This is a genomic window from Lishizhenia tianjinensis (genome assembly GCF_900116425.1).
Classification (GTDB): Bacteria; Bacteroidota; Bacteroidia; order Flavobacteriales_D; family Crocinitomicaceae; genus Lishizhenia; species Lishizhenia tianjinensis.
This window is the reverse complement of record NZ_FPAS01000004.1, coordinates 34,321-59,837: the sequence shown is the minus strand read 5'-3', so window position 1 is coordinate 59,837 and position 25,517 is coordinate 34,321. Positions and strand designations below refer to the sequence as shown.

Annotated in this window: 15 protein-coding genes; 9 read left to right on the top strand and 6 right to left on the bottom strand. The window is 38.6% G+C overall.

Annotated elements, in window-relative coordinates; translation table 11 throughout:
- Nucleotides 1–75 precede the first annotated feature (75 nt).
- Both BM327_RS11760 and BM327_RS11755 read left to right on the top strand, forming a co-directional pair.
- On the top strand, nucleotides 76–663 hold the full coding sequence (locus BM327_RS11760) for a DUF3109 family protein (protein WP_244526223.1): 588 nt from the start codon (nucleotides 76–78) through the stop codon (nucleotides 661–663).
- Complete coding sequence (locus BM327_RS11755; protein ID WP_090250120.1) at nucleotides 650–1,501, top strand: RsmD family RNA methyltransferase; 852 nt, start codon at nucleotides 650–652, stop codon at nucleotides 1,499–1,501. Before BM327_RS11760 ends, BM327_RS11755 begins: the two co-directional genes overlap by 14 nt.
- Here the strand turns inward: BM327_RS11755 and BM327_RS11750 are convergent.
- Nucleotides 1,484–1,825 carry a 4a-hydroxytetrahydrobiopterin dehydratase gene (locus tag BM327_RS11750; RefSeq protein ID WP_090250116.1) on the bottom strand — a complete coding sequence of 114 codons (342 nt, stop codon included), beginning with the start codon at nucleotides 1,823–1,825 and terminating at the stop codon, nucleotides 1,484–1,486. The two genes, BM327_RS11755 and BM327_RS11750, sit on opposite strands and share 18 nt — an antisense overlap.
- Before the next feature lie 252 nt (nucleotides 1,826–2,077).
- Here BM327_RS11750 and BM327_RS11745 point away from each other — a divergent pair, with 252 nt between their 5' ends.
- Nucleotides 2,078–2,533 (top strand): hypothetical protein, encoded by a 456-nt coding sequence (locus tag BM327_RS11745; protein WP_090250112.1) that lies wholly within the window; start codon nucleotides 2,078–2,080, stop codon nucleotides 2,531–2,533.
- 217 nt (nucleotides 2,534–2,750) lie between these two features.
- Here BM327_RS11745 and BM327_RS11740 read toward each other — a convergent pair whose 3' ends face one another.
- The 4 genes from BM327_RS11740 to BM327_RS11725 form a co-directional block, all read right to left on the bottom strand.
- Entirely contained in the window at nucleotides 2,751–3,749 is a 999-nt protein-coding gene (locus tag BM327_RS11740; RefSeq protein WP_090250109.1) for an NAD(P)H-dependent glycerol-3-phosphate dehydrogenase, read from the bottom strand.
- A gap of 631 nt (nucleotides 3,750–4,380) precedes the next feature.
- Nucleotides 4,381–5,937 carry a VWA domain-containing protein gene (locus BM327_RS11735; RefSeq protein WP_090250104.1) on the bottom strand — a complete coding sequence of 519 codons (1,557 nt, stop codon included), beginning with the start codon at nucleotides 5,935–5,937 and terminating at the stop codon, nucleotides 4,381–4,383.
- A 104-nt stretch (nucleotides 5,938–6,041) separates the two neighbouring features.
- Nucleotides 6,042–6,704, bottom strand: coding sequence for an inorganic pyrophosphatase (locus tag BM327_RS11730; protein WP_170853760.1), 663 nt, complete (start codon nucleotides 6,702–6,704; stop codon nucleotides 6,042–6,044).
- A 96-nt stretch (nucleotides 6,705–6,800) separates the two neighbouring features.
- Nucleotides 6,801–7,658, bottom strand: coding sequence for a M23 family metallopeptidase (locus tag BM327_RS11725; RefSeq protein ID WP_090250095.1), 858 nt, complete (start codon nucleotides 7,656–7,658; stop codon nucleotides 6,801–6,803).
- A 149-nt stretch (nucleotides 7,659–7,807) separates the two neighbouring features.
- Between BM327_RS11725 and BM327_RS11720 the strand changes: the two genes are divergently transcribed.
- Nucleotides 7,808–9,100 carry a choice-of-anchor L domain-containing protein gene (locus BM327_RS11720; RefSeq protein ID WP_090250091.1) on the top strand — a complete coding sequence of 431 codons (1,293 nt, stop codon included), beginning with the start codon at nucleotides 7,808–7,810 and terminating at the stop codon, nucleotides 9,098–9,100.
- Nucleotides 9,094–10,197 carry a T9SS type B sorting domain-containing protein gene (locus BM327_RS11715; protein WP_090250088.1) on the top strand — a complete coding sequence of 368 codons (1,104 nt, stop codon included), beginning with the start codon at nucleotides 9,094–9,096 and terminating at the stop codon, nucleotides 10,195–10,197. Before BM327_RS11720 ends, BM327_RS11715 begins: the two co-directional genes overlap by 7 nt.
- A 47-nt stretch (nucleotides 10,198–10,244) precedes the next feature.
- Here the strand turns inward: BM327_RS11715 and BM327_RS11710 are convergent, their stop codons facing one another.
- Entirely contained in the window at nucleotides 10,245–11,030 is a 786-nt protein-coding gene (locus tag BM327_RS11710; protein WP_090250083.1) for an SDR family oxidoreductase, read from the bottom strand.
- 160 nt (nucleotides 11,031–11,190) lie between these two features.
- On the opposite strand from BM327_RS11710, the gene BM327_RS11705 reads away from it, so the two are divergent.
- From BM327_RS11705 to BM327_RS11690, 4 genes are all read left to right on the top strand, one after another.
- Entirely contained in the window at nucleotides 11,191–14,721 is a 3,531-nt protein-coding gene (locus tag BM327_RS11705) for a T9SS type A sorting domain-containing protein (protein WP_090250079.1), read from the top strand.
- Nucleotides 14,722–14,937: 216 nt separating this feature from the next.
- Nucleotides 14,938–18,396, top strand: a complete 3,459-nt coding sequence (locus BM327_RS11700) for a T9SS type A sorting domain-containing protein (protein ID WP_090250074.1) — start codon at nucleotides 14,938–14,940, stop codon at nucleotides 18,394–18,396.
- A 123-nt stretch (nucleotides 18,397–18,519) separates the two neighbouring features.
- Nucleotides 18,520–22,089: a T9SS type A sorting domain-containing protein gene (locus BM327_RS11695; RefSeq protein WP_090250071.1), complete on the top strand. Its 3,570-nt coding sequence runs from the start codon at nucleotides 18,520–18,522 to the stop codon at nucleotides 22,087–22,089.
- A gap of 175 nt (nucleotides 22,090–22,264) precedes the next feature.
- Nucleotides 22,265–25,435, top strand: a complete 3,171-nt coding sequence (locus tag BM327_RS11690; protein ID WP_090250067.1) for a T9SS type A sorting domain-containing protein — start codon at nucleotides 22,265–22,267, stop codon at nucleotides 25,433–25,435.
- Nucleotides 25,436–25,517 lie beyond the last annotated feature (82 nt).

Genomic DNA, 25,517 nt, shown 5'->3' with positions numbered 1-25,517 from the left:
GTCAACCCTATTTAGGGAAGGTCATAATTCCTAATTCAGCACTCTTAATTCTTAATTCTTAACTACCTTTGCACTATGTTGGTAGAGATAGACGATAAAGTAGTTTCTTTAGAGATATTCCAAAAGAAATTCGTTTGCGATTTAAGTGCGTGTAAGGGAGAGTGTTGTGTAGCCGGAGATTCGGGTGCACCCTTGACAGAGGAAGAGGTGAGTATCTTGGAAGATGTATACGAGGATGTAAAACCTTATATGCGTAAAGAAGGGATAGAGGCCGTTGAAGAGCAAGGGGTTTTCTACATGGATTACGACAACGAACCCGTAACTACTTTGGTAAACGGAGCCGAATGTGCCTTTGTCGGGTATGACGATAAAGGAACTGCCCTTTGTACCATAGAACAAGCATGGCGCGATGGAAAAATTGACTGGAAGAAACCACAATCGTGTAACCTTTACCCTATCCGTGCTAAAAAGTACCGCGATTTTGAAGCATTGAATTACCACGAATGGCCAATTTGTAAACCTGCATGTGAGTGTGGCGACAAGTTAAACGTGAGTATTTTCCGTTTCTTAAAAGAACCTTTGATTTCTGCTTATGGAGAAGAGTTTTACAAGAAAATGGAAGAGGTAGACAAAGCTTTAAAAGAGGAGAATGAAGAAAAATAATCCTTTATACACCACAGGTTGGGCAGATTATGAACTCATAGACGCAGGAGGAAGTGAAAAACTTGAGCGTTGGGGAGATATCATTACCATTCGTCCGGAAGTGCAAGCCTATTTTAAGAGCAAATTACCCAAGAGTAAGTGGCAAGAAATGGCTCACTTGAAGTTTATTGATACCGGTAAACAAAAAGGAAAGTGGCAGCAATTGAAACCTGTGGAGGAACAATGGCAAATTCACTTTCACGAGCTTACGGCTAACTTAGCAACCACGCAATTTAAACATTTGGGGATGTTCCCCGAGCAAGCTACCAATTGGGAAGTATTGCGCGAAGAATTAAGTGCCGATAAGAAATTCTTGAACCTTTTCGCATATACCGGAATTGCTTCTGTGGTCGCCAAATCTACTGGGGCCGATGTGACCCACGTGGATTCTGTAAAGCAACTCATCACTTGGGCCAAAGAGAACATGGAAAGTTCAGGTTTAAACGACATTCGTTGGATATGCGACGATGCCCTAAAGTTTGCCGCCAAAGAAGTGAAAAGAGGAAATACCTACGATGTTATCGTCATGGACCCTCCCGCATTTGGATTAGGTGCCAAAGGAGAGCGTTGGAAAATAGAGGAGAAGTTAGATGTCCTCATCGCTACCGCTTATAATCTATTAAACAAAGGAGGATTGCTCATTTTAAACACTTATTCTCCCCGTGTAGAGTTACAAGACATAGCCAATACGAGCAAACGTTATTTCAAGCCACAAAACACTACTTTAAATGAATTGTGGATGGAAACCAAATACGGCAACCAAATGTTCTACGGTCACTTGCTAAGAGCTAGGAAGTAAGGGAGCATTTACTGTCTCCGGAACAATGCGTTTCACCTTGTAATTTCTTCCCATCGCATTTATGATGGTCGCCAATTGTAGGTCTAGCATACTCAGGCTTTGTATGTCGTGCGTAAATAATCGTATTTCCAATTTATTGTACACATTGCACCATTCCGGGTGGTGTTGTATTTCTTCTGCATGAAGCGCAATTTCCGTCATCGCAGCAAAGGCAGATTTAAAATCTTCGAACACAAATTCACTACACAATTTCCCTTCTTTCAAGGCCCAACCGTCTAAGGTTTTCAAGGCTTGTTCGATTTCGAGTTCAGTCAATTTTCGCATGACCTTAAGTTACGGAAAATCAAGGAGAAGCATGTGAAGATAAGGTTAAGTTTTTCTACTTTTTTGAGATTGTTTTGGCAAACTCCCCAAGCGACTTGGGGATCGGGCCATCCGCTATAGTCCCCAACATTATTGGGGAGCTGCCGCTACTGTCCCTGTTTGAGTGTTAATTTAAAATTCAAGGTTCAAAATTTAAAAAGGAATTGTTGTTTTAATTCGAGGATGATTAACTTGGTGGTAATTACTGCTTAAATGAACACATTCAGAAAAGGTATAATAGGATTTAATTCACAAAGCCATCATTCAAGAGATGAGATAATTTCATTTCTTCAACAAATTGTTTTCCCTTATTTCATTGATTTTAAAAGTCTAGTTCCACCTTCAGATTCTTCTAATTTTTGGCAGGTAACTGTAAGCAATGTGAAGAATAAAGTAGCCTTTGATTTACTTATTAATTCTACATATTGGTATTTAGCTTTGGTAGAAGAGAAAGGTTCTTGGATGAACAATAAATACATTGATTTCCCGGAAGATTTATTGACTCAACTTAAAGGTGTGCCAATAGATGTGTTTCCTATGTCTAATGATGAGTTAAATAGAATTTTTAAAGAAGAAGAACTTTCCGCTTTAGATGATATAGAAATTGAACAAATCAAATATTGGAAAAGCAAAACAGTAGGTGAGGTTGTTTTTAATGGGTATGATTAAACTCCTTAGTGAACTCTGTGTAAGCCTTGGAGTTCTTTGTGGTTAATAATTATGCCTTTTAACATTAAATTGACATCTTACAACGCTCATCTCGATAACCTAATTTGAAACGTAACAGAAGATTGTTTTTATAGGTTCCCGAGCGAAGTCGAGGGGCCGAAACAAGTAGAATTAACTACAGTTCTCTAACCGTCTAAATATCTAAAAGTCTAAAAATCTAAGATAGCTTATCCGTCAAAATACGCATTTCGATAACAGGTGCTATCTTTTCGTAGATGATATTGTATACCGCTTCTACGATGGGCATTTCAACTTGGAATTTTTTGTTGATTTCCATCACACTCTTGGTTGCATAATAACCTTCGGCGATCATGTCCATTTCCAATTGTGCGGTTTTTACAGAGTATCCTTTACCGATCATAAAACCAAAGGTTCTGTTACGGGAGAATTTGGAGTAAGAAGTCACTAACAAATCTCCGAGGTAGGCACTTGTCTTTACATCACGGTGAATCGGACTCACTTCATCAATAAAGTTCTCTATTTCCTGAATGGCATTTGAAATCAATACCGCTTGGAAGTTGTCACCATAGCCTAAACCAGCACAAATACCAGAGGCCAAAGCGTAAACGTTTTTCAATACGGCAGAAAGCTCTGTTCCGAACAGGTCGTCTGACACCGTTGTTTTGATAAAACGCGAAGCCATGATTTCTGCCATTTCTTCGGCCAATTCTTCGTTAGAACAAGCCAGGGTAAGGTAAGATAAACGCTCTAGGGCTACTTCCTCGGCGTGACAAGGTCCACAAATAATACCGATATCATCGTAAGGAATATCGAAGGTCTTGTGGATGAAACGCGCAGGAATAGCGTTGTATTCTGGAACGATACCTTTTACGGCAGAGAAAACATATTTTCCTTTAAAAATTGATTTATCGATAGGCTCGAACAAATCATTTAAAAAGGCAGAAGGAGTAGCGATGATCAAAATCTCCGCTTCTTCAATTACACGTACGATATCTGTGGTAACATCTATCTTATCGGTGTCAAATTCTACCGATTGTAAATAGCGCGGGTTTTTCTTGTATTTCTTGATGTGTGCAACAGCATCTTCGTTACGCATCCACCAACCTACTTTAGGCAAGTTGGTAACCAGAATTTTAACCAAAGCAGTAGCCCAACTACCACCGCCAATAACCGCTATTTTACGTGTTGTTTCCATGTTTATTGTCCAACAAAAATAAACATTAAAAAATACTGCGTATGCATGTTGTAAAATCTTTAACGAATTTGGAGGGATTCTAAAGTGGATTGGGGACTTTTAGACCCTTAGACTTTTTGATTGTTAGAGAGGGGAGTGTTGAGTTTGAGTAAGGAGGTAATTCAAGAATTCGACAATTCAAAGATTCAACAATTCAAGGATTCAACAATTCAAAGATTACTACAATAAGTGTTTGGTGTGGATTAACCACAAAGTTCTCAGAGTAGTTCACAAAGAACACGAAGAGAACTTTTTTTAATTTTTAAATAATCATCGACAGTTTGGTGCTTAATTTCTTAAAACCAAAGGAAACTAGCTATTACGAGTTCTCAAGCGGCGCGTTGCACGGAGCTACAGTGGAAGTGTCAATAGTCAAATCTTTCAAATCACGAACGTAGTTCGCATCAAATCCTTCAAATGTTCAAATCCTTCAAGTAATCGAATATCCTAACACTCAAATCATCAAATCCCTCAAATTATTGAATCTTGGAGCCCTCCGATCATGAATGTCCTTAAATCTTTAAATATCCAACCGCAGGTTGATGCTTAAATTTTTAAATTCTATAACACTCAAACCTTCAAACTTTCAGGTCTAGTATCTATAACTCAACCTACGAATGGCTTGTACAAGGTTATGGCGAGCATCGCTAAGGTTGTTGATAGGGATGAAAGTACCCTGACCAATGTTACTGGCTTGTTCCATTTCTGCTCTGGCAGAGGGTGAGTTTTTAATTCCGACTACGCTTAGATTGATGTTTCTACGCTTGTATCTTCTGATGGTACGTTTATAATCACTAGAGTTTCTATTGAATGCCCCATCTGTAATGATAATTACTTGGTTGTTTCCATCCGGAATGTAACTTTTCAAGGCTTCTTTATACCCGATTTTAATGGCTTCTCCACCTGAAGTATAACCGGAGGCTTCCATGCTTTCTACCATAGATTTTATGGAGTCTTTGTACATTCCTGAAGTGGCGCTCATCAATACTTCCACATCAGAAGAATAGCTTACAAGTGCGATTTTATCCGTTGGACGTAACATATCTGTTAATTGATACAAAGAGTACTTCATCAATTCTAACTTATCGTGCGAGCGCATAGAAGAACTCACGTCGATCACAAAAACCACATTGGTCGGCAAAAAATATTCTTCAGAAAAGTCGTTCGAGTCCAAATCTTTTAACTCCACAATTTGAGGTGTTTCTTCCACGGGAGTTGGAGTTGTCTCTTCTTCCACGACCTCAGATTCAGCGGGTGTTTCTTGGGTGACCTCCTCGATTGGTTTAGGGTCTTCTTCAATAACAATAACTACCGTTTCTTCTTGAGGCTCTTCTTCAATTACAATTTCAATTTCTTCTTCCTCTGTTTCTATAGGGATCTCTATTTCTTCGCTTTCTTCCTCTACCACAACTATTTCCTCTTCAGGTATATTTTCTGCTATTTCTTCAGGAAGTGGCTCAGGGATGGTTGTAGGAGCTTTTACCAAATCTATGATCACATAATTGCGTTGGAAATTGATGTAGGCACCTTTTTCTTTCGTGTAATATCCTGGATGTGCGGCATAGAAATAAGTGTACCCCAGCGGAACAGTATTGCTGTATTCACCATTTTTATCTGTTCTATCATCCACTATGGCCTTTCCGCGCTGTAATAGTACCAATTCACTTTTCGAAAGAGGTTCTTGGGTGATGGAATCTCTAACTAAGACCGTAAGTTTGAAGCTTGTTTCTTCTGCTATGTTTTGGGGTGTTTTTACGCCAAATGCCGGACATCTTGTAAAGTTGTTGTCTAATTTCTGCGGCAAGGATTTTACATTTCCTTTGATGACGATTTCCGTTGGAGCTTGTTGGTTACTTGTATAGACCAAAACGGTATAGGCAAACTTTCCTTTGCTTCTTGGGTTAGCTTGAATACGCAGGGTAATACCATCGCCTGGTTGCAATAAAGAACCTTGATGGATGTAAGTAACTTCCGGTGGAGTTTTTACTGAAAGTATGTAATGCGCTTTATCTCCTTTGTTGTTTACTTCACAATCTATAAATCGAGGGGTGTTCACATTGATTTCACCCAAGTCGAATTTGGTTTGACTAAATTGTATTTGTCCAAAGCTGAACAAGGGAAGGAGCAAAAAGAAAAGTAAACTGCGCATGTTTCTATCTGAGTTGAGTTGCCAATGTAAGCAAGTTCTTAAAAAGAAAAAACCTCGCTCTAAAAAATAGAACGAGGTTTTTATTATAATGTTGTGGTCTACAATTATGCGTCAACCTTCATAGCTTCTAACAAAGCGTTTACTAAGTTTTCGTCAGCGTTACCGTATTTGTTGATGTAATCTTCGTTAGATCTTTTGATTACTTCGTACGCTTCTTCTTTTCCGTAAACGTGAGTAATTTCAACTTCTTTCGCTGTACCTTCTAAATCTTTGTACGTTAAGAAGAAGTGTTTTACTCTGTTCAATACCATTTCTGGCAATTCAGCGATGTCTTGAATGTTTCCGTAAGCTTGGTCACCTTTCAATACTGCGATGATTTTGTCATCAGCTTCACCACCGTCTATCATTCTGAATCCTCCAACAGGAATAGCTTCAGCCAAGATGTTTCCACGGTTTACTTCTCTTTCAGAAAGAACACAGATATCTAAAGGATCTTGATCACCAACGATGTTTGTACGACCAGTTTTCTCGTTTGCATATTCAGCAACTTTTGTATCACAGTAAGTTTGTGGAACAAATCCGTACATGCACGGCATGTGGTTAGAAAATTTCTGAGGTCTGTCTACCATAATGAACCCAGAATCTTTGTCTACTTCATACTTAATCGCATCTGAAGGAATGATTTCGATAAATGCATTGATCTTCTTTGGCGTATCTTCTCCGATAGTAATTCCGTGCCATGGGTGTGCTACAAATCTCTGGTTCATAGCTTTTACAATATTTTGAACGTCTTTTTTCATAACTGGATTTTAACGCCGCAAAAATAGTTGATTTTTATCAAAAAGTCTATAGAGAAGGGCTATTTACTTGAAGGACATTAGTCCCAAAGGATTAAGGGGCTCCGAATTTTGCCAAATTTCAAAGTGAAGATGAGGTCCTGTTGTATGCTCACCAGTATTTCCAGCAAGAGCGATAAGGTCTCCTTTTTTAATTTTGTCTCCAGCGTGTTTTAAATTTTCTTGGTTGTGTTTGTATATGGTTGTATACCCATTGTCATGCGCAATGATGATAGAATAACCATCTTCCTCTGAATATAAACTAGAAATTACAATTCCATCCAAACAAGCTTTCACATTACTTCCTTCCGGCACACTAATATCTACCCCTGGATGGTTTCCTCCGTTAAATCCTTGACTAATAACTCCTTTTACCGGATCCATGAAAAGTAAGTCACCTACATCTATAGTTGTCGTTTGATTTACATTTCCTTCTTCGATAGACTTGTTAATTTCTGCCGCTAATTTTAGTTCATTTTGAGAACGTGTGGTGTCTAAAACAACATTCTCCAAATTGATTTCTTCGGGTTTACTGTAGTAAACGGAATCAACAGAAATTTCTCCAAGTATTACTTTACGCAAGTTTTCTAAGTACATATCTTGCGTTTCAATTTCGTGTTCAAGACGTTTAGTTTCCTCCAGAGCTTTTTCGTATTTCACTTTGTTCGGATTCGAGTAACCCTCAGGCATTAGGTAGCCGAGAGGTGTGAAGATGAGTAGAGATATAAGTATCCCAGCTATGATTATGGTGAACAAAATCATTAAGCTAAACATCTGAATACGGTTCAATTTGAAGCCCCATTTCTCTTGAAAGGTTTCTGTATTGTAACCAGCAATTTTAGTTGTTCGCGTAAGCTTCTTCCAAAAACTCTTTTTCTCTTTCATTTCAACAAAAATACAAGGCTTTCGGTGAATATAATATCCTTGGTCGTCAAATTAAAATTGGAGAGGTAGAATTTATAATTTTTTGGCTTACTTATTGTTTACTTCAAAACAACTTTGTTCCCTTTTTTTCGTTATTTTTATAAGTACTAGTGAGAAGTCTAATCGTCATATTATTAATTCTGAGTCAAACGGCCTTCGGTCAGTTGGTTACTACCGCGAATACTCCAAATAATTTGGTTCAAAATGTCTTGCTCGGAACTGGGGTTCAGATTTCCAACATCAATTACGTTGGTTCGCCAGGTTCTATTGGTTATTTCAACGGAGCAAACACAAACATTGGCCTAGACGAAGGTGTCATTCTTACAACAGGTACTATAGCAAATAGTCCAGCCGGTCCACACGGACCAAATAATCAGGCAAGTGCGGGAGTTTCTTTGAATGGTGGAGGATTTACTAAATTAGATGCTCTAGTGAATGGAAGTTCAACCTTTGATGCCACTATACTTGAGTTCGATTTTATTCCTTTCAGTGATACCGTGAAATTTAATTATGTGTTTGCCTCTGAGGAGTATCCGGAGTTTGTGAATTCAGAATTTAACGACGTATTCGCCTTCTTTATTTCTGGTCCTGGTATACCTGGAGGAGAAAAAAATATGGCCATCATTCCTGGAACAAATGATCCCGTGGCCATCAACAATGTGAACAATGGTTTCAATAACAATGGAAATTGTACGAACTGTGCGTACTATGTAAACAATGGTAACGGAAGTACTTTTCCAGAAAATTCAAATAATTATTACGTTCAATACGATGGATTTACCACACCCCTACAAGCTATTAGTGCAGTAGAATGTGGAGAAACCTATCACCTGATTATTGCTATTGCCGATGTAGGGGATGGTTTATACGACTCTGGAATATTTTTAGAAGCAAACTCCTTGAGCTCTGAGTCTCCTGTAACCATTGATTACGAATTATCTAGTTTAGCTTTTGGTTCTTCAAATATCATGGCTGAAGGTTGTGTGGATGCCACCTTCGAAATTACTAGACATGGTTACAGAGTAAATCAAGCAGAAACAATAACTATCGCTACTTCAGGGACAGCTACTGAAGGAGTGGATTATACGAATATACCCAATTCAATAAATTTTGCTGCAGGACAAGTTACACAAACTTTCACCTTTACAGCCCTTGCAGATGGAATAGCCGAGGGGCAAGAAAATATTATTCTAGACTTTTTCATTGCCGATGCCTGTGGGAATAATAATGCCCAAACTTTTGAGCTTTTTATTAATGATTTAGAGAATGTTGAAGTAGAAGTTGCGGACGAAACTGTTACCTGTCCTGGGGAATTAGTTCAGTTAACCGCCGTTGCCTCTGGAGGAGGCGGAAGCTTACTTACCTCTGGAATACAGGTGATACTACCCAGTCTATTGTGGTGAGTCCAACTTCAACAACCACATACTCCGTTGCGGTTACCGATGATTGTTTAGATCAAACGGCACAAACAACCGTTGAAGTCACGGTTCCATCTTATCCTCCTTTGGAATTAGATGCTACTCTTGATATTGTAGAACAATGTCCCTATGTTCCATACACCTTGTACAGTAACGCGTCTGGAGGTGCAGGGATTTACCAATACTCATGGTGGAGTAGTCAGGATGGTTACATCAGTAATATAGATTCATTAAATATAGCTCCAGATACAAGCACAGTGTATGCTATTGTGGTTACAGATCAATGTGGTAATGTAATAAGTGATACAATTAATTTTACGGTGTTGAGTCCGCCCCTTGAAGTGACAGTTAATGACCCCCCGCAAATTTGTCCGGGTGAGACCGTTGTTCTTACAGCATCTGCAACAGGAGGATTTGGTAACCATTACTATTATTGGCCAGCCTTGGATGATAGTTCTACAACCGTGACTGTTAATCCTTTAAATACAACAACCTATGAAGTACAAGTTTATGATGATTGTGGAACGTTTACAGTTTCTGAATTTGTACAAGTTGTAGTGGTGAAACCGAATGTAGATTTCTTGGTTAGTTCAGGAACGGTTTATCAGGGTTTACCCATAACTTTCCAAAATATATCACAGAACTCTACCTATTATTCATGGGATTTTGGGGATGGAAACACTTCTAACCTTGTACACCCCAATAATACCTACGATGATCCCGGTACCTATTATGTGCAGTTAATAGGTGAGGATGATAAAGGTTGTATAGATTCCATAACAAAAGCGATAGTTATATTACCAGAATTCTATTTATATATACCCAATACCTTTACACCGGATAACGACAGACACAATAACTTTTTCGAAGTTAGTGCTGTAAATGTTGTAGAATTTGAAATAGGGATTTTTAATCGATGGGGAGAATTGATATTTAGTTCGCAAGATGTTAATTTCCAATGGGACGGAACAAATCCACGAGGAAACATCGTAAAAGACGGTACTTATATATACAAGGTAAAATATAAATCCATAAACAATGATGAAGAAATCATTGTAGGACACGTCAATGTATTGAAATAAAAAAAGGAGATCCTAGGATCTCCTTTTCTATTCTTGTATCTTTTAAACTATAATGATTTCGTTCTTCCTCCATCAACAGGAACGTTAATTCCGTTGATGTAGCTCGCTGCAGGAGAACATAAAAATGCAACGGCATTTGCAACTTCTTCAGGTTCTGCAATTCTCTTCATAGGACTTTGGTTCGCCATACCTTCTTTAATGTCCTCAACATTACCTCCTGTTTTCTCAGCTTTATTTTCAATAATTGAACTCAAACGAATCGTGTTTGTAGCTCCCGGTAAAACATTGTTTACCGTGATATTGAATTGACCTAATTCATTAGCCAAGGTTTTGCTCCAGTTTGCAACAGCACCACGTATTGTGTTACTCACACCTAATCCATCAAGCGGTTGTTTAACACTAGTACTGATAATGTTTACAATTCTTCCGTAACCAGCTGCTTTCATTCCCTCCATTAAAGCTTGAACCATGATGTGGTTACAAATCAAATGTTGTTGGAAAGTATTTGTGAACTCAGAAATTTCTGCTGCATGAATAGGTCCGCCTTTTGGTCCACCTGTATTATTCACTAAGATGTTAGCTTGGTTTTCCTTCGCCCATTCTTCTATAATAGATTTTAATTCTTCTGGTTTTGAGAAATCAGCAACCATATAACCGTGGTTTTGAGTACCATTGTTACTTAATTCGGCCACTGCAAGCTTGAGTTTGTCTTCACTTCTTGCAACCAATACACAATTAGCACCCAATAGCGCTAGTTCTTTTGCACTTGCTAATCCTATTCCTTGAGTACTACCACAAACTACGGCAGTTTTATTTTCTAATGATAAATTCATTCTTGTTTTTTTTCAGAGTTTCAAAGATAGGAATATTGAAGAATTGACCTTAGGTTTTTGTTTTTCGTACCGCTTTAACATTTTATATCTTTTTTGTTAAATATTCCAACCCTACTGTATTGAAATACGTTTAGGGAACGAATGAATAAACTTTTATACGATGAAAAAGAAATTACTAATGGTCTCCACAATGCTGCTTTCAGTTTTGGGAGTTCGCGCGCAGTGTACGCCAGTCACTGCACCCTTTATCGAAAACTTTACGGCAAACTCAGCGCCTACATGCTGGTTGACTTATCAAACAACAGGTAGTGGATGGGTATTTAATGGAAACCCTGGATACGATGTGTCTGGAACACAGGATCATACAGGAGGGGTTTCAAGTTCAGACTTTGCATGGATAGATTTCTCAGTTCCTGATGCAGGAACTTGTTTAGAATCTCCAGAAATTGATGTTTCAGGGTTAACAGCTCCGGCACTAAGATTTTGGCATATAAGTACGGTTACAAACGCAAGTAACCTAAATCTAATGGGTACTTTTAACCAACTTTTTGTTGAGGCATACAATGGAGTGTCTTGGGTAACTGTTGCCATGGAACAAGGTGAGAATGGAAGTAACTGGACAGAATTCTACTATGATTTCACCCCTTACATCTACAATACCAACCTTATCAAATTTAGATTTAGAGGTGAGCCAACCAATACGACTTATGCCTACTACAATGACTTATTATTGGACGATGTAGAGGTATTTGAAGGATCCACCTTCTGTTTTGCTCCATCTAATGGTCAAGTACTCGGAGCTACAGCAAATTCAGTTACCTTGGATTGGGCAGGTACAGGTTCTAACTACATTGTAGAATACGGTGCACCTGGATTTACTCCTGGAACAGGGACTTACGTAAACAACACAGGGGCACCAGCAACGGTTTCTGGATTAACAGCTGGTAACTCTTACGATTTTTATGTTTACCAAAACTGTGTGACCTTGGGAGATACGTCTACCGCTATCGGTCCTTTATCTGCAATTGCACAATGTTCTCCTGTAACAGATTTTTACGTGAATACAGCCTCTACGGGTAGTGCTAACGTAGAATGGGTTTCTTCAGGAGCGAATTTCATAGTGGAATATGGTACTACAGGATTTAATCCAGGGTCGGGAACGTCTAATACCGTTACTGCACAAACGAATCAGGACCTCAATGGGTTGACCTCTAACTCTTTCTACGATGCCTACGTTCGAGTTATTTGTGGGCCTGGTGATACTTCAACTTATTTTGGACCGGTTACTTTCAATACTTATGGGGTAGGACAGTTCATTGATTGGGATGTTGCTTGTCCAACTATTGGTTTTGTGGATATTTCAGGTACTGGTACAGACCTAGGTCTAGGTGATGATACAGAGGCTACTTTCGTATCACCTTTCCCTATTTTATATCAAGGTAACTTAGTACAAGATATAGTAGTTGGAAACAATGGTGGTATTATACTAGGAGCAACTTCAGGTAACGTAGGTTATGGAGGAAACTTCAATACCCTAGCAGATGGTTATCTCTTTATTTGGGGAGATGATTTGGACGAGGAAACAGGAAATGTATATTGGCAAGCTGTAGGTACTGCACCGAACAGAACTTTGATTATTCACTGGCACAACATCTGTAATTTTGCAGGAGCAGTGGGAGATCCTACTGTAAACTTCCAAATTCAAATTGAAGAGGCTACTCAAGAAATTTATTATGTGTATGATGATGTGGTATTCGGAGGTACAGATGCCAATGATGATTTTGGTGCAAACGCTGACATAGGTTTGTCGGGTACTCAAGACATCACAATTTCTACCAACAATACGAATTTCTTAACCAACAATTCTTGTGCACACTTCTTCTACACAGATTGTCCAAATGTTGAGAACATTCAGATAACAACTTACGATTACGATCAAATAGGATTGACGTGGAACCAAGGTTTGGCACAAGAGGGTCAATGGACAATTGTTTGGGGATTAGAAGGATTTGATCCAGCTACCGGAGGATTGGGTTCTATGACAACAAGTAACACTTTTGATACAATTACAGGTTTAACGCAATTGACAGATTATGATGTGTATGTATACGCAGATTGTGATCCTACAGCTCCTTTGCAGTCATCAGGAATGTTAATTCAACATCAAACGGCACCTTTATGTGCGAATCCATTTGGAATTGGTGCGAGCTCTGCGCCAGATAGTATTTACGCTTCTTGGAACTGGCAACCGAATGGTTCTGGTCAATTGCCAACGAGCTACAATATTTCTTATGTTCCATCCGGACAAAGTGTTTACGGTCCTTCGGCAACAGAGTACAATACAGGTTCTGCAATATTCGCTGATTCTATTTTTGACCCGAATTTAATTGCATCCGGAATTTACGATGTTTACATCCAAACAATTTGTAATACAGGAGATACCTCTATTTATGTTGGTCCAGTAAACTTCTTGGCTTTCTTGGATAATGACTCTTCATGTTATGCTCAAGAGCTTCAAGTGAATGGTCTACCTTATTTACTCTACAACAATGGAGCGCAATTAGATCCAGGTGTATCAGGAATTGCACCTCCAGCAACAGGATTTAACACAACAGATGGTTGGGGTAACCAAAACATGTACAGAACTACATGGTATACCTTTACGGCTCCAGCATCAGGTGATGTTATGATTTCTGGAACAGACGTGAATTTCTCTGGTAAAATGGCCGTTTATGAAACTACTAACTGTGGTGATTACAACCAATACAATTTAATTGGAGCGAATGATAACGGGGTTCTATTTAGTTCAACTGCTGCTCCAGAATGGGTGGTTTGTGGATTAACTCCTGGTCAAACATATTATTTACTACACTCCGCAAACTTCAGTACACAAGGGAATTTCTCTATCCGTTTAACGGAGATAGACTTTAACGCAGGTACTGCTACAGGAATAGTAGATGCTTGTATTGGAGATACGGTAAGCTTGTTCAATTCTATAGCAGGTTACGACATCGAATATGGAAATTGGATAGATTTGGCCAACACAGGTCAGTTCCAATCCGATTCTTTATTTGCTACTACAGTATTGGCTTCTCAAGTTTATAACTTCGAGTACAGAGTTCAATTGGGTTGTTCGTATGATTCTGTAATTGGTCAAGTAGAAATTTACCCTCCTTCAAGTGCGGGTAATGACGGGTCAATTAATGTATGTAAAAATGAACCGATTAACTTGTATTCTGGGTTGACTGGAAATGTTGATTTAGGTGGTACATGGTATGATCCTCAGGATAATGCATTGACGAGTGATATTCCACCGGCAGGAACAATTCCTGGACAATTTAACTACGATTATGTAGCAGGAAATGGCGTTTGTCCGGATGATACTTCATTGGTGGTTGTAATTGTTAATCCATCATGTGATTGGTTAGGTTTAGTTGAAAATACCATTGAAGGAATTTCACTTTACCCGAACCCAACTCAAGGTATCGTAAATCTTGTTTCTGAAGGTGAACATGAAGATTTTGACATCCATGTTATTGATGTAAACGGAAGAGTAGTTTTCCGTGCTTCAGATAAATTAAATGCAGGAACTGAAATGAAATTGGATTTATCTGATCTAACTTCAGGTGTTTATCTTATTCAGTTGTCTAACCAAACTTCTAAGAATACTTTAAGAATAGTAATTGAATAAAATAGAAGTTTAAAATTCAGAAGGGGAGAGGGCTTGAGGCTTTCTCCCCCTTTTTTATGCTAAAAATTTCCAACGCGTATGGATTTCCTCCCGTTGTTTTTAATAGTAACTATAAATGATAAACTATAAACTATGAAAAACAAATTACTTTCTCTCTCGGCAGCGGTTCTTGCTGCAATGGGGGTGTAGGCACAATGTGTGTATAATCTGCCTTGGATGGAGGATTTTACCAGTAATAGTACACCCACCTGTTGGAATCAATCTTCTCAAACTGGTGGGCCATGGGTATTTTCTGGTTCACCAGGATACGACATGGCTGGGACATCGGATCACACAAATGGTGTGGTCAATGGTGATTTTGCATGGATGGATTTCTCTTCTTCTGATGTTGCAGTTGTCCTTGAAACTCCGGAATTTGATGTGGGATCCGCAAGTACGGTGATGATGTCATTTTGGAGCAAAAGTTATTACACAGGTTCTTTGACTCCCTTTAATTTATTGTATGTAGAAGCTTTTGATGGTTCAACTTGGAGTCAAGTTGACGTTTACCAAGGGGATACAGGTCCTGATTGGGTAGAGAATATTTTAGATGTTTCTGCTCATATTTATGACAACGCTGGAGTCAACACGGTAAAACTTAGGTTTAGAGCAGAATCTGGAGGTAACTCAAATGATTTTTACAATGATATCGCCATTGATGACTTTTTAATTTATGACCCAGCAAACTTCTGTGCTGAGAATCCTACCAATTTAATTTCTACGAGTGCTACAGCAACTTCGGTTACTTTAGACTGGGATCTAAGTACTGGAGGAGCAGGAAACTCATACATTATTGAACATGGTCCTGTTGGATTTACTCCAGGTACCTTTACGAACGTGCAAAACGAAACAACTTCATCTGGTACTGTTTCAGGATTGACTTCGGGTAACACATATGATTTTTATGTTTACCACGTATGTACAAATGGAGATACTAGTTTTGTTGAAGGTCCAGTTTCGGTTACAGCTCAATGTTCTCCTGTTATTGATTTCTACGTGAACACAGCAAGTAACAGTGATGCCAATGTAGAATGGGTGTCTACTGGAGCAAACTTTATTGTAGAATACGGTGCAACAGGGTTTAACCCAGGATCGGGTACAAGTAATTCAGTTACCTCTAATACTACGCAAGATATCACAGGTTTAACTACCAATTCATTTTACGATGCTTATGTAAGAGTAATTTGTGGTCCTGGTGATACATCAATTTATTACGGTCCGGTTACATTCAATACTTATGGTGTTGGTCAATTTATAGATTGGGATGTTGCTTGTCCTACTATCGGATTCGTAGATATTTCTGGTACAGGTACAGATTTAGGATTAACAGATGATTCAGAGGCTGGAATTACTTTGCCTTTCCCTATTTTATACCAAGGAAACTTAATCACAGATATTACTGTTGGTAACAACGGTGGGGTGATTTTAGGAACTCAAACAGGAAATGTTGGGTTTGGAGGAAACTTCAACACCATGGCAGATGGAACACTTTATATTTGGGGAGATGACTTAGACAGTGAAACAGGTAATGTATACTGGGATGTAGTAGGTTCTGCACCAAATAGAACATTGATTATTCACTGGCACAACATCTGTAACTTCTCAGGAAGTGTTGGAGCACCTACCGTGAACTTCCAAATGCAGTTTGAAGAAGCAACGCAAGAATTCTATTATGTATATGATGATGTGATTTTTGGAGGATCAAACTCTAATGATGACTACGGTGATAATGCGGATATAGGAATTGCAGGAACTCAAGATATAACTGTTTCTTCAAGTGACCCTAACTTCCTAATGAACAACTCTTGTGCACATTTCTTCTACACAGATTGTCCAAACGTTGAAAACTTACAGGTTACTACTTATGATTACAACCAAATTGGATTAACATGGAATCAAGGTCTTGCGCAAGAAACACAATGGACTATCGTTTATGGTTTAGAAGGATTTGATCCAGCAACTGGAGGTTTAGGTACGATTACTACTTCAAACACTTTTGATACGATTACTGGACTTGATCAGCTTACAGATTACGATGTTTATGTATACGCAGATTGTGATCCAACTGCTCCTTTATCTTCTTCAGGTATGTTGGTACAACACCAAACGGCTCCTGAGTGTGCGAACCCATTCGGAATTGGTTCAGGTGCAGCTCCAGATAGTATTTTTGCTTCTTGGAACTGGCAACCAAATAACTCTGGTCAGTTACCGGTGAACTACAATGTTACTTATGTTCCTTCTGGACAGGGGGTTTACGGACCAACAGCAACAGAATACAACACAGGTTCTGCGGTTTTTGCAGATACTATCGTAGATCAAAACTTAATTGCTTCGGGTGTTTATGACATGTATGTACAAACAGTTTGTGCTTCAGGTGATACATCTTTATATGTAGGACCAGTAAACTTCTTGGCATTCTTAGATAACGATTCTTCTTGTTTCGCTCAAGAATTACAGGTGAATGGAAGTGCATATATTTTATACAACAACGGTGCACAAAATGACCCAGGTATTGCGGCAATTGAGCCACCAACAGATGGGTTCTACAGTACACAAGGTTGGGGGCAATCACAAATTTACAGAAGTACGTGGTACACATTTACAGCACCAGCTTCTGGAGATATGATGATTACAGGTACTGATGTGAACTATTTAAGTAAAATGGCGGTGTATGAAACTACGAATTGTGGAGATTACAGTCAGTACAACTTAATTGGAGCGAATGACAATGGAGTATTATTTGGAAATACAAATGCGCCAGAATGGGCAGTTTGTGGATTGACTCCAGGACAAACATACTACTTATTACATTCAGCGCAGTATTCTTACACAGGAGCTGGAACGTATTCAATCAGATTAGAAGAGTTAGACTTTAATGCAGGTTCTGCAACAGGAATTGTTGATGCTTGTATTGGTGATACAGTGGATTTATTCAACGGTATTACGGGTTACGATGTACAGTACGGTACTTGGATAGATTTAGCAAATACTTCTCAGTTAATTACTGCTAATGATTTTGCGACTACGGTATTAGCATCTCAAGTTTACGATTTCGAATACAGAGTTGAACTTGGATGTTCTTATGATTCAGTTGTTGGACAGGTTCAAATTTACCCTCCATCAAGTGCTGGTGAAGATGGATCTATCAACGTTTGTAAAAACGAACCAATCAACTTATTCACTGGATTATCAGGAAACGTTGATTTAGGTGGTACATGGTACGATCCTCAAGATGCAGTTGTAAACAGTAATATTCCTGCTTCAGGAACTATTCCAGGTCAGTTTAACTACGATTACATTGCAGGAAACGGAGTATGTCCAGATGATACTGCATTAGTAGTTGTTATCGTTGACGCAGGATGTGACTTTTTAGGATTAAATGAAGAAATGATAGAAGGTATTTCTGTATACCCGAATCCAACTTCAGGAATCTTGAACATTACTTCTTCAGGACAACACGAAGAATTGAATGTTAGTATAGTTGATGTTAATGGTAGAATAGTACTTGATAACAACGATAAACTAAGTTCAAATTCAGAAATTAAATTGAATTTGGAAGGTTTAACAACTGGAGTTTACATGATTCAGTTGTCTAATGAAAATACAAAAAACACTTACAGGATTATTGTTCAGTAGGTAGTTTAAAATGCATACATAATGAAGTGGGTGGGATTTAAAAATCTCACCCATTTTTTTTGTGAAAATTACCAACCCCCTGTTAAAAAGCTCCGTTTTCATAAGTAATAAACTATAAAAACTATGAGGAAACAATTACTTACTTTATCTGCTGCAGTTCTTGCGGCACTTGGGGTAGAAGCTCAATGTAGTCCTATCACGGCACCTTTCATTGAGTCTTTTACATCCAATTCTGTTCCTACCTGTTGGACGAAGAGTCAAACGAGTGGATCGGGTTGGACATTTAATGGAAATCCTGGATACGATGTTTCAGGTACGGCAGATCATACTGGAGGGGTTACAGGTTCTGATTTTGCTTGGATTGATTTTTCAGGAGGTACATTTTCTCCTGATATTGGATGTCTTTTAGAATCACCAGAAATAGATGTTACTGGAATGGGGCAACCCGCTCTTAGATTCTGGCACATTTCAACATGTACTAATCCTAGCAACCTAAATAATTTAGGTAATTTTAATGAGTTATACATAGAAGCTTTTGATGGAACATCATGGGTAACCGTGGGCTCAGAAATAGGAGAGAACGGAGGAGCTTGGACAGAGTTTCTGTACGATCTTTCACCTTATGTATACAATACCAATTTAATTAAGTTTAGATTCAGAGGTGAGTACAATGGAAATGGAAATGCATTCTACAATGACTTGTTGTTGGATGATGTAGAAATTTTTGATGGATCAACTTTTTGTTTCGCACCAACAAATGGTCAAGTATTAGGAGCAACAGGTTCATCTGTAACCTTGTCTTGGGAAGGAAGTGGTTCTAACTACATTATAGAGTATGGAGCTCCTGGATTTACACCAGGAACAGGTACATTCTCTAATGTTACGGTAACGGGTTCTTCTCCTTTTCAACAAGCGGTTACTGGATTAACTGCTGGGAATATTTACGACTTTTATATTTACCAAGATTGTCAGTCTTTATTAGATACAAGTACTGCAATTGGACCATTAACAGAAACAGCACAGTGTTCTCCAGTTACCGACTTTTATGTAACAAGTGGAAGTACTTCCATGGCAAATGTTGAGTGGGTTAGTTCAGGAGCAAACTTTATAGTTGAGTACGGTACAACAGGATTTAACCCTGGTTCAGGAACAAGCAATTCGGTTACTTCATCTACAAACCAAGACATTACAGGTTTAGCATCTAATTCTTTCTACGATGCGTATGTTCGAGTTATTTGTGGACCTGGTGATACTTCTATTTACTACGGGCCAGTTACTTTTAATACTTATGGATTAGGAGCCTTTATGGATTGGGATAACTCTTGTCCTTCTTTAGGTTATGTTGAAATGGATACAGTTGCTGGAGCACAATTCCAAACAATTGGTGATTTGCAAGAATTTGGTTTGACATTACCTTTCCCTTTCTTATGGCAAAATCAATTGATGACTGATATTACTATCGCCGATGAGGGGGTTGCTGTTTTAGGAACACAATCAGCTCAAGTTACATTCAGTAACTCAGCTTTGTCACCAAGTAGTTACATTGGATTCTTCCCACACTGGGATGATATGCATACGGGTGATATTTACTACGGAGTTGTAGGTTCTGCTCCAAACAGAGTATTTATTGTGGAATGGGATGATAGACCTCACTTCGTACAAGTTGCTGGTCAAACAGTAGATTTCCAAATTCAACTTCATGAAGCGGATCAATCTGTATATTTCGTTTACAACGACGTAGTTTTCGGAGGAACACAGGCAGGATTTGACTATGGAGCCTCTGCAACAATAGGGGTAAATGGTCCAGAACAAACTATTCAGGTTTCTTACAATAACCCAGATTATTTAACAAATAACTCTTGTATTCACTTCTTCTACACAGATTGTCCAAATGTTGATGGATTAACGGTAACAACGTATGATTACAACCAAATTGGTTTAGATTGGAACCCAGGTTTAGCTCAGGAAACGGAGTGGATCGTAGAATGGGGTACTCCAGGATTTACTCCAGGTGGAGCAGGTTCTTTAGGTACTCAATCTTCTATGGTTTCTTCGGATACAATTACAGGTTTAACACAGTTAACAGATTATGACGTATACGTGTATGCAAATTGTGATCCTACAGCGCCATTAACTTCTTCAGGAATGTTGGTACAACACCAAACGGCTCCTGAGTGTGCGAACCCATTCGGAATCGGTTCAGGTGCAGCTCCAGATAGTATTTTTGCTTCTTGGAACTGGCAACCGAATGCTTCAGGACAGTTACCGGTAAGCTACAACATTACTTATGTGCCTTCAGGGCAGGAAGTGTACGGTTCTACTGCAACAGAATACAATACAGGTGCTGCAATATTTGCAGATACAATCGTAGATCAAAACTTAATTGCTTCGGGTGTTTACGACATGTACGTGCAAACAGTTTGTGCGTCAGGTGATACTTCTTTATATGTTGGCCCAGTAAACTTCTTAGCATTCTTAGATAATGATTCTTCATGTTATGCTCAAGAATTACAAGTAAATGGAAATGCATATATTTTGTACAATAACGGTGCACAAAATGACCCAGGTATTGCGGCAATTGAGCCACCTACAGATGGTTTCTACAGTACGCAAGGTTGGGGACAATCACCAATTTATAGAAGTACATGGTATACATTTACGGCGCCTGCTTCAGGAGATGTAATGATTTCTGGTACAGATGTTAACTACTTCGCTAAAATGGCAGTGTATGAAACTACAAACTGTGGAGATTACAGTCAGTACAACTTAATTGGAGCGAATGATAACGGAGTTTTATTTGGAGCAACAAATGCACCAGAATGGGCAGTTTGTGGATTAACTCCAGGTCAAACATACTACTTGTTACACTCAGCGCAGTACTCTTACACAGGTGCAGGTACTTACTCAATTAAATTAGAGGAATTAGACTTTAATGCAGGTTCTGCAACTGGAATTGTTGACGCTTGTATCGGTGATACAGTAGATTTATTTAACAGTATTACTGGTTATGATGTACAGTACGGTACTTGGATAGATTTAGCAAATACTTCTCAGTTAGTAACGGACAATGATTTCGCTACAACTGTACTAGCTTCTCAAGTGTACAATTTCGAATACAGAGTTGAACTTGGTTGTTCTTATGATTCTATAGTTGGACAGGTAGAAATTTACCCTCCATCAAGTGCTGGTCAAGACGGGTCTATTAACGTTTGTAAAAACGAACCTATTAACTTATTCACTGGATTATCAGGAAACGTTGATTTAGGTGGTACATGGTACGATCCTCAAGATGCAGTTGTAAACAGTAATATTCCAGCTTCTGGAACTGTTCCAGGTCAGTTTAACTACGACTACATTGCAGGAAACGGAGTTTGTCCGGATGATACAGCATTAGTTGTTGTTATTGTTGACGCAGGATGTGATTGGTTAGGATTGAGTGAAGAAATGATAGAAGGTATTTCTGTATACCCGAATCCAACTTCAGGAATCTTGAACATTACTTCTGCTGGTCAGCACGATGACTTAGCGATTCAGATGGTAGATGTAAATGGTAGAGTAGTTTACGTTGGATCAGAAGAATTAGCGAGCGGATCTAATGTTAAAATTGATATCTCTAACTTGACAACAGGTGTATATATGTTGAACCTTACGAATGGTACTAGCATAAATACGTATAGAGTGATAGTAGAATAATTCAAAATCTTAAGTTGATTTTATCCCCAAGAAGAAAATTCTTCTTGGGGTTTTTTTATGCGTTGATTTTCAGTGGTTTGGTTTTTCTGTCGAAAAAAAAACAAAAAAAGATAATTTTTCTCCAACCCTTTCATTTTTCCACTCGTTCAAGTTGGGGTTAAATAAAACTAAAACTATGAAAAGAAAACTATTAACTCTGGCGGCATTAGCTGCTAGCTCTTGGTCGTTCGGTCAGTATTGTTCCGGAGGACCATCATCAATCTATGATTCAAATGTTGGGTCTGTTAACCTCCAAGGTCAGTCTTCTAATATAGCATACACTGGATGTCCTGGTGTTACAGGTTTAGAAGATCAAACAAATATGGTAGCCGATTTAAATGCTGGGACACAGTATACGGTAACTGTAGACTGGAGTACATGTGGTGGTACATATGGAAACGCAGGTTCTGTTTGGATAGATTTCAACGGTAACTTTACTTTTGAGGCATCTGAATTAATTGGAGACTGGTCAGGTTCTCCAAGTAATACAAGTACTTATAACTTTACAGTTCCATTAAGTTCTGTAAACGGTATTCAAAGAATGCGTGTAATGCAAAGAGAGGGTGGTTCATTACCACTTGACCCTTGTGGATCGTACACGTGGGGATCATTAACTGATTTCGGTATTGCCATTTCTGGTGGTACAGGATGTGGATCTCCTTACAACTTAACAGTTGTTAATGGAACAACATCAAGTGTAGAATTGTCATGGGATTACTTTGGTGTTGCCAATGGTGGTTACATAGTAGAGTACGGTCCTGTTGGTTTTACACCGGGTTCTGGTACTTCATCTAGTGTTACTACAGTTGAAGAAATTAACATTACAGGTATGCCTGCTGATGAATTGTACGAAGTTTACGTTCGTGCTATTTGTGGAGCTGGTGATACTTCTTTGTACTTTGGTCCAGTTCAAGTGAATACTTACGGACAAGGTCACTACTTAGAAAGTAATTTAGAATGTGGTCCTGGTTTTATGGATATTCAAAATTCAGGTACACAGTATGCATTAGGTCTTAACGGTTCGCAAGATATTACACTTCCATTCCCAGTTTTACACCACGGAATCGAGTACACAAATGCTACAATTTACCAAGACGGTATGTTAGCTTTAGGAGCGAATACAAACTTGCTTACTTACAATACTAACCTGTTAACACAAACTGGATCAGTGATAGGGTTCTACCCTTACTGGGAAGATATGGAAGCAGCTGTAGATCCAGACGATGGTATTTTTACTCAAGTAATTGGTACTGCACCAAACAGAACTTTCATTGTTCAGTGGGATTTAGAGCATGACTTTGCAAATGGTCAAAACTTAACTTACCAATTGCAATTGAATGAAGCTACAATGGATGCGTATTACTTATACGATCAAGTTGAAACGCCAACAAGTACTTACTACAACTACGGATACGCTGCAACTTTAGGAATCGTTACTGATTTTGAAAAGCAACAAGTGTCTTACTTGAGTTCTTCTTTCTTAGAGAATAATTCTTGTTTACATTACTACTACACAAACTGTCCAAAAATCGAGAATTTACAAGTAACTACTTACGATTACGATCAAATTGGAATTACTTGGAGCCCAGGTTTAGCGAATGAATCAAGTTGGACAATAGAGTACGGACCAGCAGGATTTACTCCAGGTACTGGAACAACAATTTCTACTACAAACACTTACGATACAATTACAGGTTTAACGCAATTAACAGATTACGATGTTTACGTGTACTCTGAGTGTGGAGTTGGAAATACAGGAGCAGGAATTAAAGTTGCTCACCAAACAGCGCCTTTATGTGCTAACCCATTTGGAATTGGAGCTACAGGAGCACCAGATAGTATTTACGCTTCTTGGAACTGGCAGCCAAATGGTTCTGGACAGTTACCAGTGAGCTACAATATTGCTTACGTTCCTTCAGGACAAGATGTATACGGACCAAATTCAACGGAATACAACACGGGTGGATCTGTTTACGCGGACTCTATCTTTGATCCAAACTTAATTGCTTCTGGAGTTTATGATGTTTATGTACAAACAATTTGTAACACTGGTGATACATCATTATACGTTGGGCCAGTAAACTTCTTAGCATTCTTAGATAATGATTCTTCTTGTTTTGCACAAGAGTTACAAGTGGATGGTAACCCTTATATTTTATACAACAATGGAGCACAGTTAGATGCAGGAATTCAGACAATTGCACCTCCGGCTTCAGGGTTCTACGAAACAGATGGATGGGGTAACCAAAACATGTACAGAACTACATGGTACACATTTACGGCACCAGCATCAGGAGACGTTATGATTTCTGGTACGGATGTTAACTTCTCTGGTAAAATGGCAGTTTACGAATCTGCAAACTGTGCGGATTACAACCAGTTTAACTTAATTGGAGCGAATGATAACGGTGTGTTGTTTTCATCAACTGCAGCACCAGAATGGGTTGTTTGTGGATTAACACCAAACCAAACTTATTACTTGTTGCACTCTTCTAACTCAAACTCTCAGGGTAACTTCTCTATTCGTTTAACAGAGTTAGATTTCAACGCTGGAACTACTACTGGAGTTATTGATGCATGTATTGGAGATACAGTTGATTTATTCAACTCTATTACTAACTATGATGTTCAATACGGTAGATGGATAGATTTAGCAAATACTTCGCAAATGGTTTCTCAAAACGATTTTGCAACAACAGTATTGGCTTCTCAAGTGTACGATTTCGAATACAGAGTTGAATTAGGATGTTCTTACGATTCTATCATTGGTCAAGTTAAAATCTTCCCTAACTCAAGTGCAGGAGAAGATGGAAGTGTTACAGTTTGTAAAAACGAGCCGATTAACTTGTTCTACGGATTAACAGGTAATGTTGATTTAGGTGGTACTTGGTATGATCCACAAGATCAACCTGTAAGTGGTAACATCCCATCAGCAGGTACTGTACCAGGTCAATTTAACTATGACTACGTTGCAGGAAATGGTGTTTGTCCAGATGATACAGCTCTAGTGGTTGTAATTGTAAACCCTTCTTGTGACTGGTTATCTGTAGAGAATGTTGAGATCGAAGGTGTGACGGTATACCCTAACCCAACAAGCGATGTGTTAAATATCGTTTCTGCAGGTGAGCATGATGATTTAGCAATTTCTGTAATTGATGTTAACGGAAGAATTGTAAGATCTTCTTCTGAAAAATTAGTTGCAGGTGGTTCTGTTCAATTAAATGTTGCAGACTTAAATACTGGAGTATACTTAGTAGAATTGCACAATGGTGCTATCAAGAATACATACAGAATAGTAGTTCAATAAGAACTGATTCTCTTTTAATTTTAAACCCCAGAAAGAACTCTCTTTCTGGGGTTTTCTTTTTGTAATAAACTGGTTATAGTAT

Bases quoted from the DNA above. Each gene is read 5' to 3' on its own strand.
- BM327_RS11760 (WP_244526223.1), top strand. From the start codon at position 76: ATGTTGGTAGAGATAGACGATAAAGTAGTTTCTTTAGAGATATTCCAA.
- BM327_RS11755 (WP_090250120.1), top strand. From the start codon at position 650: ATGAAGAAAAATAATCCTTTATACACCACAGGTTGGGCAGATTATGAA.
- BM327_RS11750 (WP_090250116.1), bottom strand. From the start codon at position 1,825: ATGCGAAAATTGACTGAACTCGAAATCGAACAAGCCTTGAAAACCTTA.
- BM327_RS11745 (WP_090250112.1), top strand. From the start codon at position 2,078: ATGAACACATTCAGAAAAGGTATAATAGGATTTAATTCACAAAGCCAT.
- BM327_RS11740 (WP_090250109.1), bottom strand. From the start codon at position 3,749: ATGGAAACAACACGTAAAATAGCGGTTATTGGCGGTGGTAGTTGGGCT.
- BM327_RS11735 (WP_090250104.1), bottom strand. From the start codon at position 5,937: ATGCGCAGTTTACTTTTCTTTTTGCTCCTTCCCTTGTTCAGCTTTGGA.
- BM327_RS11730 (WP_170853760.1), bottom strand. From the start codon at position 6,704: ATGAACCAGAGATTTGTAGCACACCCATGGCACGGAATTACTATCGGA.
- BM327_RS11725 (WP_090250095.1), bottom strand. From the start codon at position 7,658: ATGAAAGAGAAAAAGAGTTTTTGGAAGAAGCTTACGCGAACAACTAAA.
- BM327_RS11710 (WP_090250083.1), bottom strand. From the start codon at position 11,030: ATGAATTTATCATTAGAAAATAAAACTGCCGTAGTTTGTGGTAGTACT.
- BM327_RS11705 (WP_090250079.1), top strand. From the start codon at position 11,191: ATGAAAAAGAAATTACTAATGGTCTCCACAATGCTGCTTTCAGTTTTG.
- BM327_RS11700 (WP_090250074.1), top strand. From the start codon at position 14,938: ATGGAGGATTTTACCAGTAATAGTACACCCACCTGTTGGAATCAATCT.
- BM327_RS11695 (WP_090250071.1), top strand. From the start codon at position 18,520: ATGAGGAAACAATTACTTACTTTATCTGCTGCAGTTCTTGCGGCACTT.
- BM327_RS11690 (WP_090250067.1), top strand. From the start codon at position 22,265: ATGAAAAGAAAACTATTAACTCTGGCGGCATTAGCTGCTAGCTCTTGG.